The 17,904-nt window shown below is 38.2% G+C and carries 11 protein-coding genes; 3 read left to right on the top strand and 8 right to left on the bottom strand.

Features of this window, described 5'->3' with window-relative positions; translation table 11 throughout:
- Window positions 1-116: 116 nt before the first annotated feature.
- The 4 genes from PaeCFBP13512_RS17855 to PaeCFBP13512_RS17840 all read right to left on the bottom strand — a co-directional run bounded on the left by PaeCFBP13512_RS17855 (window position 117) and on the right by PaeCFBP13512_RS17840 (window position 3,225).
- Window positions 117-1,292, bottom strand: coding sequence for a family 10 glycosylhydrolase (locus tag PaeCFBP13512_RS17855; protein WP_161594300.1), 1,176 nt, complete (start codon window positions 1,290-1,292; stop codon window positions 117-119).
- A gap of 439 nt (window positions 1,293-1,731) precedes the next feature.
- Entirely contained in the window at window positions 1,732-2,055 is a 324-nt protein-coding gene (locus PaeCFBP13512_RS17850) for a DUF3219 family protein (protein WP_137224991.1), read from the bottom strand.
- A gap of 31 nt (window positions 2,056-2,086) precedes the next feature.
- Window positions 2,087-2,635, bottom strand: a complete 549-nt coding sequence (locus PaeCFBP13512_RS17845) for a phage tail protein (RefSeq protein ID WP_137224989.1) — start codon at window positions 2,633-2,635, stop codon at window positions 2,087-2,089.
- Window positions 2,636-2,706: 71 nt separating this feature from the next.
- Window positions 2,707-3,225, bottom strand: a complete 519-nt coding sequence (locus PaeCFBP13512_RS17840; RefSeq protein WP_137224987.1) for a phage tail protein — start codon at window positions 3,223-3,225, stop codon at window positions 2,707-2,709.
- Between the two features lie 87 nt (window positions 3,226-3,312).
- On the opposite strand from PaeCFBP13512_RS17840, the gene PaeCFBP13512_RS17835 reads away from it, so the two are divergent.
- Window positions 3,313-8,847, top strand: coding sequence for a cadherin-like beta sandwich domain-containing protein (locus PaeCFBP13512_RS17835; RefSeq protein WP_161594299.1), 5,535 nt, complete (start codon window positions 3,313-3,315; stop codon window positions 8,845-8,847).
- 124 nt (window positions 8,848-8,971) lie between these two features.
- On the opposite strand, the gene thrS is transcribed toward PaeCFBP13512_RS17835, so the two are convergent.
- Window positions 8,972-10,885 (bottom strand): threonine--tRNA ligase, encoded by a 1,914-nt coding sequence (gene thrS, locus PaeCFBP13512_RS17830; RefSeq protein WP_069328202.1) that lies wholly within the window; start codon window positions 10,883-10,885, stop codon window positions 8,972-8,974.
- Between the two features lie 607 nt (window positions 10,886-11,492).
- Here thrS and PaeCFBP13512_RS17825 point away from each other — a divergent pair.
- The gene (locus PaeCFBP13512_RS17825) at window positions 11,493-12,464 is read left to right on the top strand and encodes a D-2-hydroxyacid dehydrogenase family protein (RefSeq protein ID WP_137224983.1); all 972 of its coding nucleotides are present in this window, start codon (window positions 11,493-11,495) and stop codon (window positions 12,462-12,464) included.
- Window positions 12,465-12,958: 494 nt separating this feature from the next.
- On the opposite strand, the gene PaeCFBP13512_RS17820 is transcribed toward PaeCFBP13512_RS17825, so the two are convergent.
- Entirely contained in the window at window positions 12,959-14,353 is a 1,395-nt protein-coding gene (locus tag PaeCFBP13512_RS17820; RefSeq protein ID WP_241669424.1) for a hypothetical protein, read from the bottom strand.
- Between the two features lie 160 nt (window positions 14,354-14,513).
- Here PaeCFBP13512_RS17820 and PaeCFBP13512_RS23260 point away from each other — a divergent pair, with 160 nt between their 5' ends.
- Complete coding sequence (locus PaeCFBP13512_RS23260) at window positions 14,514-14,684, top strand: hypothetical protein (RefSeq protein ID WP_161594298.1); 171 nt, start codon at window positions 14,514-14,516, stop codon at window positions 14,682-14,684.
- Window positions 14,685-14,762: 78 nt separating this feature from the next.
- Here the strand turns inward: PaeCFBP13512_RS23260 and cls are convergent, their stop codons facing one another.
- Both cls and PaeCFBP13512_RS17810 read right to left on the bottom strand, forming a co-directional pair.
- The gene (gene cls / locus PaeCFBP13512_RS17815) at window positions 14,763-16,211 is read right to left on the bottom strand and encodes a cardiolipin synthase (protein ID WP_137224981.1); all 1,449 of its coding nucleotides are present in this window, start codon (window positions 16,209-16,211) and stop codon (window positions 14,763-14,765) included.
- Between the two features lie 154 nt (window positions 16,212-16,365).
- On the bottom strand, window positions 16,366-17,715 hold the full coding sequence (locus tag PaeCFBP13512_RS17810) for an MFS transporter (RefSeq protein WP_069328207.1): 1,350 nt from the start codon (window positions 17,713-17,715) through the stop codon (window positions 16,366-16,368).
- Window positions 17,716-17,904: the final 189 nt, after the last annotated feature.

Here is a 17,904-nt window from a genome sequence, read left to right as displayed (position 1 = left end):
CAAAGATTTCATTTCTCAAAGATAGATATTAAAAAAATATAGAAAAAACTCCCTATCCGTAGAAGGAAGGGAGTTGAAATGTAACTGAGATGATTTACGTTCTCAAATGATTGATTTTAGAATGAATTACGAACACCAACATTATTGAACATCGCGTCAGTCCATTGACCTTTAACTGCATAGTTTACAGATGTAATCGTTGGAGCATTGGTACGCATACCGTTGTAGATATTTTGTACATCAGCTGTATTTAATTCAATATTTAATGAAGGGATGATGGTTACCGCTGGTTTTTCTTCAGTAGTTGTTTTAGCATTTGGCACTGTTGTTGCTAATTTAGCTTCTGTTGCTTTAAGGATACCATTGTTACTGTATACCCAATCCGCAGAATAACCTAAAGTTTGAAAATCAGCGATAGGAAGAATAAAGTCTACACTATCTTTAAATAATGAAATATCTTGGCTTGTACCTGTTAAAGTAGGAGATACCGTGAATACACCAAGTGCTAGATCAGGTTTGATTGTTGCGATATCTTCGTTCACTGTTTTTACATAAGCCGCTAATTGCTCTGCTTTCCAAGTGTTCCAAGTGTTTAATTTGTTACTGTTGCTTTTCGTAAAATCAATCGTGTCTGGATCGAATCCATTAGCAGATTGGAATGCATTACGAGTAGAAGTATTCATATCTACACGATCGGTATCAAAATCAAGACCGCTTAATACAACGCCATCTACATTATAATTAGTTACGACTTCTTTAATAATAGAACGTTCGTACGTTTGTAGATCAGGTTCAAAAGGATTTACATAGTAGGCACTTCCGTTCATACCTGTGTAAGTTGAAACTTTTTCTTTATCATTGATTGTACGCATTTGCCAAGATGAATTTTTATCAATAGCCGCTTTATCTTGGAATTGTGGAACAACAGCGTTCACTTTGATGCCATATTGATGAGCTTCATCAATCACATCAGCCAATGCATCGAATTCTGTGAATCCAGTAGCTTCTTTCACCAATTCACTGTTATAGAAAACATAACCAGATGATCCATTCACATCGCTATCTTGTTTGACTGTCATATTAATAACAGACACATGGTTACGAACCGCTTGTTTGATAAACGTATCCACTGTTGCTGCATTAGTAAAGTTAGCTTCTGTTTGAACTGTAATTTCACTTGTAAAAGGAGTTACCGTAGCAACAGCTTCTTCAGCACTAGCTGTTGATGTTTGCCAAGGCATAATCGTAAGAGCCAATAAAGCAGCAGATAAAGAATAAGTAATTTTTTTCATAATAGTTAGATCCTCTCCGAAATACATGTGTATTTTTGCTGAAAGTAAGTTATTGTCAGTTATAAATAATGAATAGCTTCTCAATTCAATTATTTTCCTATACGCTCTTATCTTTCGTAACTATACCATTATAATATGAATAACCAATGAACGACACCATGAGAAGTCTATGTCAATTGTCGCATTTAGACGAAAAACAGACATAATAGAGAAAAAGGTTCGCAGTTTTCCATGAGAATAATGATTTTTAGCCAAAATTGAATCAATTTGATTAGGTATACTATATAATACGTAACCTAAAGGTAAAAAGTTTCACATTTTAATGATATTTTCAAAAAAATTAAAAATCCACGCAAAAAAACCTTTATAAGTTCGCTGAAGTTTACAAGCACTTCAGTTCTTATAAAGGCTTTTTGATAGGAAGACTATAATCTAGAGATTATTCTTGAATCTCTATAAGCTCTAAATGAACATTGACGGTATCTTCCTCTGTAGTCAGCTTCGGTACAGAAGTTGAATAGTTGTGAATCGTTCCTTTGAAATGAAGATCGTGAGAAGGCACTTTAACATCAAATGTCTGCCCGTATAAATGAGAAGTCACATCATGATACTCTTGATTGCCAGTAATGACAAAATCAAAAGTAAGAAGATGGCGACTCTTTTCTTGAATCGAATGGCTGACCTGTTCATGTTGGAACTGTAAAGCGTTCAATTGCAATGTGTCTAAATAGACAGGAATCGCTTCTGTGGAACGAATAGACATGGTGTACCAATTCCTTTCTAGTGATTAAATCTTAAGATCTAATAGGATATTCTCCACTATAACAAATAATAAAGCTTAAAGCTAAATAAGGTTGCATATTATTATGGGGTTGACCGCCACCTGTATTTTGTACCATGAGTAGATCCATAGGAACTGTAGAATTAGGTACAGCGTATAGATTGATTTGTGATTGAGAAGGTCCTACTTTTGGAGATTGCGACCAAAGGGCATTATTTGGAGAAGTAGTATTGCCCGGAATAGCTTTGGCTTGTGGAATATGATTATGAAGAGGCATTTCTACTGCTGATAATGTCACTGTTTCTGTACCTGCTGTGCTTCCAATAGGACGAGCAGTCAAGGATGGGTTAGCACCTGTACCTTGATGCATAGGAACATTGCCTTGCAAATTAGGTAATTTAAAAGTATTTTGACTACTGGCTGCACCATAACTATTGCCTATAACACTATACAGTGCTTGATAAGCCGTGATGCTAAGTTCTTGTCCTTGACAAAAAAACCAGTCTTGTGGTGCAAAATTTCCAGCAAACATTCGAATTTCCCCTGTAAATGGATCAGCCATAAGAGATACCTCCATTAATAATATGATGATTGCTTGTATTACACCTATAGATGTGAAACGTTCTATATCTATTAAGGACGAGGTGGATAAAGTCCGGTAGTGGCAATACAGATGGTCAGTGCCAAATAAGGTTGCATATTGTTATGACCTGTCCCTGTCCCAGCATTAGCAAGAGCATTAGGCGCTAATGTTACGGCTGTTGCACCTGTAGAAGGCTTATAAGTATTCGGCGCTGGTGTTGACCAAGCATTACTTGTTGGTGTTTTGGAAGAAGCAGTTGCAGAAGATGCTTTTATATTATGATTATGTTGAGGCATCTCAGTAACAGTAAGTGGATGATTGGCTTCGCCAGCTTTTTGACCTAATGCATATGTGGTTCCAGATGAATTAACTCCTGTTCCAAGTGGAACTTGTCCTTGTAAATTAGGTAGAGCAAATGTCGTTCTTCCATCTCCGCCGTAAACGACTCCTAATAATGAAAAGAGAGCAGAATTTTGATTGACAGGTAGTAATTGTCCATTACATGCTAGCCATCCTTTTGGAACAAAACCATAAGGAAATATCCGAAGTTCGCCTAAAAACGGTTCCATAGTATAATCCTCCTCCAATTACAGATAGAAGGGGGTAAAACATTGACAAAACCTATTTATTTTAACAGGTATAAAAGATTTTTTTGTATGATGTTAGCCTTAATTCTAGTATTGACTTCGACAGGGTGGTCAGGTAACAACGTAGCTTCTGCGGCTACCACATGGACAACAGTGACATCTAATACGAATCAACCTATTTATAAAGTTGCCTATGGAAATGGAATGTGGGTAGCTGTAGGCGTAGATGGATCAGATACTAACAATATAAAGGGGTTAGTACTTACATCTACTGATGGAGCTACATGGGCTAAAAGTAATCTTGGTACTCATTCTCTCAATAATGTTATTTATGCAGGAGGACAATGGGTAGTTATTGGTGATAATTTCAGTGCCTTTACATCTAACGATGCTGTAACATGGACAGCACGAACCGTTTCTAATGTGAATGAAGTTATTAATCTAAGTGGGATTAGTTATGGAAACTCGAAGTATGTAATTGTGGGTAACCTTGGAAATATTTATTATTCCTCAGATGCTATCACATGGACAAATACAAAACCTGCTTCAGATGATTTTTTAGGAGTTGCTTATGGGAATAACATCTTTGTAGCCGTAGGTGCGAATGGAATAGCTTATAGTTCACCAGATGGTGTAAATTGGACCAATAGAGGACCGATTGCAGGAAGTAGCTCCTTATATTCGGTCAGATTTTTAAACGGTTCTTTTTACGCAACATCAGATGGAAAAATAATAACATCTACCAATGGGACAAGTTGGAATGCTCCTCAACCGATTTCTGGAGCGTCAGCAACTGTTTTTTATGATATTACTTATAGTGGTGGTAAATATGTACTTATTGGAGATCTTGATGGAACTTTTACAAATGGAGTTATTTTGACTTCGAGTAATGGTACATCATGGACTTCAGAAACACCGAATGCAACGCCCGTTTTGTATGGAGTAGCATCAAGCAGTAATCAATTTACAGCTGTAGGTGATGCAGGAAACATTAGAACTCAAGCTATTGCCCCAGCAAGTACTGATGCTACACTTAATGCTCTTTCGATCAATCAAGGAATATTATCTCCAACCTTTGCCTCAGGCACTACAAGTTACAGCGCAAATGTAGCATTTGGTGTCACTACTATTAATATCACCCCAACAGTCAATCAAGCGAATGCTACTGTCAAAGTGAATGGAACTGCTACTACGAGTGGAACAGCTAGAACGGTATCTTTATCCGTAGGAAGCAATCCGATTACAGTAGAAGTAACAGCACAAGATGGAACAACGACCAAAACGTATACCATCACGGTTACACGAGCAGGCCCAAGCACCAATGCCAATTTAAGTAGTCTAGCGATTAGTCAGGGAACGTTATCCCCATCGTTTGCCTCAGGAACAACAAGTTATACAGCTAACGTAAATAATAACGTTACGAGTCTAACGGTTACCCCAACAGTAGCCAATAGTAATGCAACAGTTACAGTAAATGGAGTTACGGTAACCAGTGGAAATGCTTCAGGAAGTATTGCTCTTGCAGTAGGCAGTAATATGATTACAACTATAGTTACAGCGCAAGATGGATCAACAACTCAGACATATACAGTGACTGTGACTCGTGCGGCAGCCCCAAGCACCAATGCCAATTTAAGTAGCCTAGCAATTAGTCAGGGAATGTTATCCCCATCGTTTGCCTCAGGAACAACAAGTTACACGGCTAGCGTAGCTAATAATGTCACCAGTCTAACGGTTACTCCAACAGTATCTAACACCAATGCAACTGTTACGGTTAACGGAGCAACAGTGACAAGTGGAAATGCTTCAGGAAGTATTGCTCTTGCGGTAGGCAGTAATACGATTACAACGGTAGTCACTGCAGAAGATGGAACAACAACTCAGACATATACAGTGACTGTGACTCGCGCAGCACCTCCAAGTACAAATGCCGATTTAAGTGCACTATCCATAAGTTCGGGAACACTGTCTCCTGCTTTTGCTTCAGGAACAACCAATTACACTGCTAGTGTAAGCAATGCAACGACAAGCCTTACCGTAACGCCCACATTAGCAGATGCTACAGCAAGTGTGAAAGTGAATGGAGTCGCAGTAAGTAGTGGAAATGCTTCAGGAGCGATAGCATTAAATGTAGGTAGTAATACGATTGCAACGGCAGTTACCGCACAAGACGGAACAACAACCAAATCGTACACAATTACTGTCACTAGAGCAGCAAATAGTAATAATAATTTAGGCGGATTATCCATAAGTTCGGGAACCTTATCTCCCACATATAACTCAGCAACACCCAGTTACACGGCTAGTGTGAGTAATGCAACAACAAGTATTACAGTCACACCGACTACAGCAGTTAATACAGCAAGTGTGACGGTGAATGGAAATGCCGTAACCAGTGGAAATGCTTCACAAAGTATTCCATTAAATGTAGGAAGTAATACCATTACAATTACTGTAACAGCGCAAAATGGTTCGCCTAAAACGTACACAATTACTGTCACTAGAGCAGTAAGCATTAATGCTAATCTAACTAATTTGGTATTGAGTCAGGGTATATTGTCTCCAACATTTGCCTCAGGAACAACTAGTTATACAGCTTCTGTTGGTTATAATATAAGTAGTCTGACTGTCACACCAACGGTAGCGGATAGTGCAGCAAGTTTGACTGTAAATGGAGTTGCGGTAAGTAGTGGAAATGCTTCACAAAGTATTGCATTAAATGTAGGAGACAATACCATTACCACTATAGTCACAGCGCAAGATGGAACAACGACCAAAACATACACTACTACAGTAACACGGGCTGCTGCAACGAATAATGCTAATTTAGCTAACTTATTGATCAGTGCAGGTACATTGTCGCCAGCATTTGATGCGACAGTTACGTCTTATACAGCTTCAGTCAATGATGCAACCAGTAATATTAGTGTTACGCCGACGACAGATGATCCTAATGCTGTAGTGAGAATCGATAGTAATTTGGTTACAAGTGGTACTGCAACAATAGTCGGTCTTGCTACAGGAAATAATAGTATTGTTATTGAAGTGACAGCATCAGATAATTCGATTAAAACGTATACTCTTCAAGTGAAACGTCTTCAAAATCCTAATCTAAGTAATTTAACGATTAGCGCTGGGACATTGAATCCTGTGTTTGATACAGCTACAACATCGTATACAGCTACAGTTAATTATTCATCTTCCACCATCCAAGTCACACCAACAACCATCACTACACCTCAACAATTAACAGTAGCAGGAATAAATGCTACTAGTGCTACAGCAACGACTGTTCCTTTGGCTGTAGGAAGTAACACGATTCCAGTTGTGATTACGATGACAGATGGAACCACACAAACGTATACGATTACAGTTACCCGTAACAATATCAGTGATGCCGATGCTGTAAGTGAAGCATATAATACATTAGTGATTGGCTATGCAACAGGAGATAGTGAGAGTTCGGTGACTCAGAATCTTACGTTACCTACCACAGGAATTAACGCTACTACTATTAATTGGACCACAAATAATCCAAGCGTGATACAAAATAACGGAACAGTCACGCGTCCATCTTATCCTAATTCTGATGTGACCGTCACTCTAAATGCATTGATTCAGAAAAATGCAGCACTGTCGATTAAAACATTTACCGTAGTAGTCAAATCTCTTCCAATTACGGATGTACAGGCAGTAGCTGAAGATATGAATGCTTTGCAAGTACAATATGCAAATGGCGATACTGCCAATGCAGTCACCCAAAATGTAGGACTTGCTCTAACAGGAAGTAATAATACCGTTATTACATGGGAATCAAGCAATCCACAACGAGTAAGTTCTACAGGTACAGTCACACGCAGTACCTATAGTGAAGGTGACCAGAACGTTCGCTTAACTGCTCAAGTCCAACGTGGAAGTGTTACAGATACCAAAACATTTGATCTGATTATCAAAGCTAAATCTGCTTCAAGTGGAAGCAATCTCAAAGGATTAACCGTTAATGGACTTGTATTCAGTCCAGCATTTAATCCAGAAATCAATAATTATAATATGAGTGTAAGTAACGCTACAAACAATATTACGGTTACAGCATCGGTATATGATTCAGATGCAACGATAACCGTTAATGGTAAAGTACTTGCAGATGCAGGAACATCGGATCCAATTGCTTTGTCTGTAGGAGAGAATGTAGTTACGATTATCGTTACTGCTCAAAATGGTGCTACACAATCGTATACGATCACGATCAAACGTGATAAGAAATCGGACTCTGGCTCAGGCGGTGGCGGATCGAGTAATCCAGATGATCCTAGTACGCCGGGCACAAACCCAGGTACAACAGAACCTACAACGCCATCTACATCAAGTGGTTTTGAAATTATCGTCAATGGACGACAAATTGAACAAATCGCTACAGGGGTATTAAATCAACAAAATGGTCAATCTGTTTTTACAGCCATAGTAGATACCGATAAATTAGGCAATTTATTAGCGAATGAAGGCAATGCTCCACAAGTTATTATTCCTGTCAAAGCGAGTGCCGACAAGATCAATACTGTATTAACTGGGGAAGCAGTACAGATTCTTGCAGGTGCACAAGCAACTTTACGTATTGAGACTGTACTAGGTAATTACACATTACCTTCTACTCAATTGCGTATTCAACAATTAGCAGGGGAACTTGGTAACAATGCGAATTCAGCACAGCTAGAAGTCAATGTCACCATTACTCGTAGTACAGATGCAGTGATTAATGCACTGAATAATCGTGCTGCTCGTGATGGATTTATAGTAGCGGTAGCTCCAGTAGACTTCAATGTTACAGCTACTTACAATAATCAGACGTCAGCGGTGAATGAATTTACCACTTATGTCAAACGCGAATTACCAATTCCAGCAACATATGATCCTAGTCGTATTACAACAGCTGTTGTTGTCGATGCACAGCAAAATATTCATCATGTGCCTACTGCGGTCGCTAAGCAAGGCGAAGCTTATTATGCAGTCGTTAACAGCTTGACCAATAGTAATTACGGTCTCATCTGGAATCCAGAAGAATTATCAGATGTAGCTAATCATTGGTCGAAATCAGCGGTAAATGATATGGCTTCACGCCTTATTGTCAATGGAGTGGATGCTACTCATTTTAATCCGAATAGCAATGTGACAAGAGCAGAATTTGCAGCTATTCTAGTGCGTGCTCTAGGTTTATCGGATACAGGAACCTCTTCCAAATTCACAGATGTATCGACATCTGATTGGTATATGGGTGCTGTAACTGTCGCTAATAACTACAACTTAATCGATGGATATGAAGATGGTACATTCCGTCCAACTCAAACGATTTCTCGTCAAGAAGCATTTGTGATCTTGAACCGGGCGATCGCTATTGTCAAACTGCAACAAACGGCAGGTAGCGCTACATTAAGCAGCTATTCAGATCAAAACAAAGTAGCCACTTGGGCACAGACAGCCACTCAAGCAGTGTTGTCATCGGGTGTAGTTCAAGGGAATGGCAAATTACTGAACCCAACAGGTCAAATGAGTAGAGCAGAGACAGCAACCGTTATGCAACGTCTACTCAAATTAGCTAAATTAATCTAAGATGGTGCAGATGATAGGCAATGTTCAAATAATATAGTATATGTACAAAAAAGAATCCTTTAGGCAATTTGCTAAAGGATTCTTTTTCTTTTGGAAAAATGTTGCTCAAATAACGTTCACTTGATTACGACTTAGCGTTATTTTGCTGAGCAATTGTTGAAATAATTTCTTCTATAGAAAGAACACCTAGATCAGCGCCGCCATGTTGACGAACAGAAGCAGAATTAGCATTTTTCTCATTTTCACCAACAACCAAGATATAAGGCGCTTTTTCCATTTGAGCTTCACGCATTTTGTAACCTAATTTTTCATTACGAATATCGATCTGAACACGAATACCTGCTTGGATCAATTGTTGTTTCACTTGCAATCCATAATCAATATAATGTTCAGAAACAGGTAGGATTTTAATCTGCACTGGAGCTAACCAGACAGGGAAAGCACCTGAATAATGTTCTGTTAGTATACCTAGAAAGCGATCGATCGAACCATAGATCGCGCGATGAATCACAACAGGACGATGCTTGAGATTGTCTTCACCGATATAAGTCAGATCGAATTTTTCAGGCATTTGAAAATCAAGTTGGATAGTACCGCATTGCCAGCTACGTTTGAGCGCATCTAGAATATGAAAGTCGATTTTGGGACCATAAAAGGCACCATCACCTTCATTAAGTGTATACTCAATTCCTCGATGATCCAGCACATTACTTAGCGCTTGTTCAGCCTGATCCCATAACTCATCTGCACCCATATAATCTGCTGGACGAGTCGATAATTCGATTTTGTAATCAAATCCAAATACTTTATACATATCATCGAGAAGTGTCATCGCCTGATTGATCTCATCTTCAATCTGATGTGGCATCGCATAGATATGAGCATCATCCTGACAGAAAGTACGCACACGCATCATACCGTTAAGCGCACCGGAGAATTCATGACGATGTACCTGACCGAACTCCATCATCCGAATAGGAAGTTCACGATAAGAATGCAGATCATTTTTATAGATCAACATATGTCCCGGACAGTTCATCGGTTTCAAAGCAAATGCTTCTGCATCCACAGGAGCAAAATACATATTGTCTTTGTAATGATCCCAGTGACCGGATTGTTCCCAAAGTCGCTGATTCATCATTAGCGGTGTACGAACTTCTTGATAGCCATTTTTCAATTGCATGTCGCGTGAAAAGTTCTCCAATTCTGTCCGCAAAGCCATTCCTTTAGGCAAATAGAACGGCATACCGGGTGCTTCTTCTGAGAACATAAACAAATCCAATTCTTTTCCCAGTTTGCGATGGTCTCTTTTTTTCGCTTCTTCTAGCATATGAAGATGTTCATCCAATTGATTTTTTTTGGCAAAAGCTGTTCCATAGATACGTTGTAACATTTTCTGATTAGCATCACCGCGCCAGTAAGCGCCTGCAACATGCAATAATTTGAATACTTTTATTTTGCCAGTGGAAGGAAGATGAGGACCACGACAAAGGTCGAAAAATTCACCTTGCTCATAGATTGAAATTTCTGCGTCTAGCGGCAGATCGTGAATTAACTCTAATTTATAAGGATCATTGATGTCTGTAAAAATAGCCAATGCTTCTGCACGACTAACGACTTTACGGACGATCGGCAAGTTTTCATTGATAATCTTGTTCATTTCTTTTTCAATATCTCTTAATTGTTCTACAGACAAAGGGTTAGCAATATCAATATCATAATAAAATCCGTCTGCAATCACAGGACCAATGCCTAGCTTCACTTGTTGATCACTATAAAGGCGTTTAATCGCTTGTGCCATTAGATGAGCAGTGCTATGACGATAAATGGCTAATCCTTCAGCATCATCCAGTGTGATCATCTCAACCGCACTATCTTGATCAATGATAGTATTGAGGTCAACCAGTTGATTATTGATCTTGCCGGCAATGGCTTGTTTGCCAAGACTTGTGCTGATCGAAGAAGCGAACTCAGCGATAGATACAGGTGAATCTACAGAACGGATCGAGCCATCAGGTAAAGAAATGTGAATAGACATTATAGATTCCTCCAATAATTAGAATAGTAAGCGCAAAAAAGCACACTGTCCCAGAAAGGGACGAGTGCGCTTGGCTCGTGGTTCCACCCTAATTTGACCTCCCTGTAGAAATAGCTAAATACGCTATGATCATGCAGAGAAAAGTCCTCATTGGAATCCATTAACGGGGATTAGGCGGTACTATCTAATAAGATGATCACGATGTACCATCTGTTCAATACTACGGCTACAAAGGGGTAATTTCACATTTGTCGACTGAAAAAGCTCTCAGCAATCGCTTTTCTCTCTGGGCAGTGCAGAATATGAACCATGTCTTTGGTCAAAGCCTGATATTTATTTGGGATGTGCTATTGATTTCTGATTATAGGAGTGTGATTGTAAAAGGTCAAGCATAAATATAAAAGAGAATGATACAGAAGAAATTAAATCTATCAAAATAAATGAATTTATTATTTCAACACATGAAAATTTCATAATAGAAAAGAAAAATATTCAATTAAAAGTAAGTCATACAAAACAAGGAGTATGGTATATTAGTAAACATAATTTATACACACAATGAATCTATGATTAGACAATATTCAAATACCAAAAGGAGTAGTAGACGATGAAGTTGAACTGTGTCATTCTTGATGATTACCAACATGTTGCCGAGCAGATGGCAGATTGGTCAGTGATCGAATCTCAAGTTAATATTCATAGTTATCATGAATATTTTGAAGATCGAAATGAATTGATTGAAGCGATTCAGGATTATGAAATTCTAGTGATTATGCGTGAACGTACCAAGTTTCCAGAAGATGTATTGCGTAAATTGCCTAACCTCAAATTGTTAATTACGACAGGTATGCGCAATGCTTCGATCGATCTCAAAGCAGCAGAAAAATTAGGTATTACTGTCTGTGGAACCAGAGGGAAAGGCGCTGCACCAACCGAATTAACATGGGCACTTATTCATGGGTTATCCCGTCATTTGATTCAAGAAAATGAAGCGTTCCGTAATGGTGGCGCATGGCAGAGTACGATAGGTGTTGGGTTGCAAGGTAAAACATTAGGATTATTAGGGCTTGGTAAAATCGGTCAACAGATGGCGCTGATCGGTCAAGCGATGGGTATGCATATTTTGGCATGGAGTGAACATTTAACACCAGAGCGAGCAGAAGCAGTAGGTGTGCAATTAGCCACTTCCAAAGAGCAATTATTAGCAAAAAGTGACTTTCTGTCGATTCATTTGGTACTCAGTGATCGCACACGTCGCATGATTGGAGCGCAAGAGTTCGCTTTGATGAAACCATCTGCTTACCTGATCAATACATCGCGTGCAGGCATTGTCGATCAGACGGCGATGATTGAAGCTTTGCAACAAGGAATCATTGCCGGTGCTGGACTGGATGTATTTGATACAGAACCTTTGGCAGAGGATCATATTCTGCGCAAATTACCTAATGTATTAGGAACACCACATATTGGTTATGTATCGGACGATAATTATAAGTGCTTTTATGAAGATGCTGTAGAAGACATCCAAGGATATCTTAATAACGATATACAGCGCCAACTCATCTACGTACGCAAATAAAGATATAAACTATAAAAGTATAATAGTTTCTTGTTTTCCTTTTATATACCAAGAAAATATTGCATTATTGATCTGAAAATGAATAGAGAGCTCCTCAAAAAGTCTAAGATATAGAAAGTCACTTTTTACGTAAAGAAGTGATACTTTCTATATTAAAGACTTTTTTTGTTATAGATTGTATCAACACATTTGGATCACTATTCATGTTAATTATACTATTTCAATATATGAAAAATTCATAATAGGAAAACCAAAATAAGCTCACCCGTGATACTACAAGCAAACAATTTCAACAGAGCACCTGCACGTGTCAAAAGCTACCCTAATCCATATTTAAAAACAATCAAAAAAACGACCGCTTATCTGTAAGAGATACAGCGATCGTTGTTAAATATACTTTATAACATGAAGAGTATGTCTACAAACTCTTATTTAGGCAAAAGTATAAAAAAGAAGGATGTCTAAGCCTAAGATCAACTTTTAAAAAACAGTACTTACTTAGAATCTCCATTTAAATAATTAAAGAATGGGCCATCTACCCAGAATTGATAACGATCGACTTTCACAGAAGGATCAAGTGCTTTGAACCCAGCAGCTACAGTAGCCGATTTGTCATTAAGAGAGAAGGATTGTACATAATAATCACCTTGTGTGATTTTATTATTACTAATCACATCATAATCTTTAAGAGCCGTTTGAGAATAATACAGTGGTTGCCACCATGAGCTATAGATCAATCCTTTTTGATCTTCGCTATCTTTTTTAGCATACGCCAGAATGACTTTTTGGAATTTGTTTTTGTCAGCTGTATTAGCAAATTCAAAAGCTAAATCGTATTCTTTAGCATTAGCAATATAGTTACCGTTAGCAATTTGGGAGACATGATAATCTTCTGTCGATTTGGGTTCCCCCCATTCTTTCAAATAAATGAAAGCAGACGTTTTTGGTTCAAATTGTACTTTAGCAGAAATACCTTCACTGCGAAGTAAACCGATCAATTGCACAGCATGTTTGATATCGTCATGACCATAATTAAGTGATAATGAATCAATAAAGTTAGCTTCATAACGGTTATCTTTGACATTGTAACCTGTTACCAAATTTTCTTCTAACGCTTTGTTCGCCAGTTCTTGCAGTTCAGGAGCTTGAATAAGGCGGGAAGTGTTATAAGCATCTTGTAATTTGGCATAAATATCATCATCACTGGTGTAACCCAGATAGTGTTTATACTGTCCTTTGAACTTTAATACCTGTCCGAGTACAGTTTCGACAAATGTAGCCGACGGAGAAGCGGTATGAGCAGCCTGTACGGATGAATAAAGAGACTTAGGTAGCAATCCGCTATCGACAGCGACAGCCAGTTCCTGACCCGCTTGTGTAGATAAGGTAGAAGGTTGAATAGAAAGCTTGGCAAGAGCTGTTTTTACTTTAGCCGGAGGATATGTATATGCGAGTTCTTTCAGACCAGCCGCTTTGACTGCGAAATAAATAGCCGTGCGCGCATCTAATTTTTGATTAGGATGAACGGTTGTACCGGAGAGGATATCATTTTCAGACAAAGTAGCTGCTGCGTTGTACCATTTATTACTGGTTGGTACATCTGTAAATTTAGCTTCAGATTTTTCAGGAGTTAATTGCAAAGCTGTTGCCAAGTCTTGGATATATTGACCACGTGTTACTCCATTATTAACAGAAATCTTGAATTTGGATTGTAAAAATTGCGAGTATTCCGAAGCGCTAACCTCATGCTGAGCTACAACAGCAGTCGCCGCATCACTGGTACTGCTATACAATACAGGTGAAGCTATAACAGAGACGGCGAGTGTCCAGGCAATAACAGACTTACGAAGAACAGATTTTTGCAGAAATGCTGTAGAAAATGGTAACATTCTTAATCCCCTCCAATTAATTACATAAATCCTATAGGTTTTATGAGAAATATTATTCTGAATCATAATATGGAGGGTACGAACTGTCAATCAAAATAAATGTGATCTCTTAAATAGATAATAGAGTTGACCGATATTAAAATGATAATGATAGATTTATTTGAAATCATTGTTGATTGATGTAATACCAATACATAAGGTAGAAGGGGAACATAAATTGCTTCAAGTTATTGATTGTTGGAAACGTGCATGGGCTTATTATGATGATGTAGATAAAAGTATGGATAATCTCTATGAAAGTATAAAGAAATTAGAAATACAAGCGGAATAAGATATAAAACAAAAACTCGCTATTCGATCCGAATCATCTTCACCTCGAAGAATTCAGAAGAAAGCGAGTTTTTGTTATTTATAATATCGGAGAAAGCAGACGAGCGAACGATTCAAGCATCCGTTGATACAATGGACGATTTTCGTAATCAGCCAGTGTAAGAACTTTGCTATCCAAAATATCTTGTAAAAATAGTTCTTCCAACTTGGCAGCCGTTTCACTATCATATACAATCGCATTCACTTCAAAGTTAAGCTTATAACTACGAATATCCATATTGGCTGTACCGACAGAAGCGATCGTACCGTCGATGACCATTGTTTTGGCGTGAAGAAATCCTTTTTCATACAAATAACAACTAACATTCAACTCTAACAACTCACGTAAATAAGAGTAAGAAGCCCAATAGACCATTTGATGATCTGGTTTTTTTGGAATCATTAGATGCACTTGCACACCTGAGAGCATGGCTGCTTTGAGCGCAGTAACCATACTTTCATCCGGTATAAAATAAGGTGTCTGGATCATAATACTTTTTTTCGCTTCATAGATCATTTTGATATACGAATATTTAATCGTCTCCAAGCTGCTATCCGGGCCACTGGATACAATTTGCATCCCGATATTACCCGTAAAAGGCTTGGTTACAGCAAACAACGAATAGTCTTCAGACATCGGTGTATTTAATGCCAGATGCCAATCTCGCAAAAAGTGAGTCTGCATTTGCAAAATCGAGGAGCCTTCTACACGTAAATGAGTGTCACGCCAGTAACCAAATCGTTTTACTTTACCCAAGTACTCATCGCCTACATTAAAGCCACCAATATAACCACAATCCCCATCAATAATAACCAATTTGCGGTGATTACGATAATTGAGTTTGAAGTTTACTTTAGGAATACTGGGTGGGAAAAAGGCAGCGGCATGACCACCGGCTTCACGAAGTTCACGGATAAACTTTTTGTTTACTTTCGAACTACCCCACGCATCATAAATTAGACGTACAGTAACCCCTTCACGAGCTTTGGCAGTTAAGGCATCAATCAGCTTGCGACCCAATTCATCACGCTGAATAATATAATACTGAATATGAATATATTGTTTGGCATTCGCAATATCTTCAAATAAAGCGTCAAACTTTTCATTACCATCAGCAAAAATGCGAACTGTATTATCTTGCGTGTACAACGCATAATTACTGATCAAGTTCATATGCACAAGCTCATGATAACGACCGATCGAAGGATCATTGAACGAGAAACTTCTAGAGTGAAATTCCTGACGCTGATCTTCAACAACCGATTCGATAATAGATCTGAATTCTTTACGCAATCTGAATTTTTTGACCCGACTCAAATTCTGACCAAAAAATAAATAGACCATAAACCCAACGACCGGTAAAAACACCAGTATCATTAGCCATGCCCATGTTGCTCCAATATTGCGCCTTTCCATAAACACAATAAAAAGAGCGAAAAAGATATTAATCGCGATAAAAATCCAGGAAAGATGCGATAAAATAGACATTCACCGTTTCCCACCTTAGATATGTAATAGAGTTCACCATTCAGCATACCAAAAAATAAGATATTACACACTATAAAAAGAACAACTGCCTACAAAAGCTGTTGATCCAGCTCCATAGGCAGTTGTTATGTGATCTGACCTTATTATAAATAAACTAAATTTTGATATGATGATCGGCAGGTTCCGCAGGTTTACTACGCATATACCAGATTAACATAATGAAAGACAATACCGTCATCGTTAACAAAACAACATAATTCATACGATAGATGCCTGAAGCCGATTCAAATGGATTACGTGCGATCAATAATCCGAAAACAGCAGTAGCTGTAGCACCACCGAAAAATTGTGTTAACTGAAATACGCCTACACCTGAAGACAATTGCTTGCGTGGAAGCATACGAGATACTTCATTTTGCAAAGATGCACCTACAGCTGAGAACGAAGAAGCCAGTAGCATGTAAGCAACCATTAAGATATAAGGAGAGAACGTTAAGAAGCCGATTAACCCAGCAAATGTCACGACCATAATAATATAACCGATAAAGGATAAACGATAATTACCATACTGATCGATCCATCGACCGATAATAGGGGTCATAATCGCTGACAAAATAGCACCCGGGAATATCATTAATCCACTAAAAGAAGCAGATTGACCAAATACTTGATTAAGCACTAATGGAATAAGGAACACCATTCCTAAGTTAATGGCAAAACAGCAAAACGACATAAACAACATTTTACGATAAGCGGTATTGCGGAATAGCTCTGGTAAAATAAATGGATTGGAAGATCGACGTAAATGAAAGACCAATACAATAAAAGCAACAATAGCTATCAATAGATTGACCCACGATAAGCGACCAATACTTAATAGTAGAGATGGAATAACGATGACCAGTAATCCTGCACCGACAATATCGAACTTCTGATCCTTTTTAAAAGAAAACTCTTTTTCAGAAGGAAGCATTTTCCAATACGCAGGAACAAGTAATACAATCAATCCAGTGACCAAAAATAAAGAATTCCAACCTAAGCTATCTGTTAAAATCCCACCGAGTACAGGGCCGATACCAAAAGCAAGCGAACCACCAGCTGCAATCAATGAGATCGATTTGCCACGTCGATCATTTGGAACATAACGGGTAGCAAGTACTAATCCTAATCCTTGCATAGGTCCTGCACCTGCTGCTTGTAAAATACGAGCCAACATAGCCATAGGGAAATTATTCGCTGTAAATCCGATCACACATGAAGCGACCAATAACAATATTCCAACCATTAATAATTTACGAACAGGATACCAATCAGACAACCGACTGAAAATAACAACCGATAACGCAAAGACTATCGAATATCCTGAAATTAGCCATGAACCTAGAGAAGAGCTAATATGTAAATCAGCAAGAATACGCGGTAAAGAAACGTTGAACATCGTTGTGTTCATAACAACTAGAAATATGCCAGCTGCCCACAACGGAATGACTACTTTATCTCTCATTCAATAACCCATCCTATCTGTAATCTACTTCTTTATACTTACATACTTACTAGACTATAGCTGAATATTTTTGATATGGCAAAATGGATATAATCGGTAGCTTTTCTTTTAACCGCTTACAATTCGGTTAACCACCGAAATCTATGCTATTTAGTATTTAAAAAAAGAGAATATAAAATATAAGTATAA

This window comes from Paenibacillus sp. CFBP13512, from assembly GCF_005233705.1.
GTDB classification, from domain to species: domain Bacteria; phylum Bacillota; class Bacilli; order Paenibacillales; family Paenibacillaceae; genus Saccharibacillus; species Saccharibacillus nuruki.
This window is presented reverse-complemented; position numbering and strand designations above follow the sequence as displayed.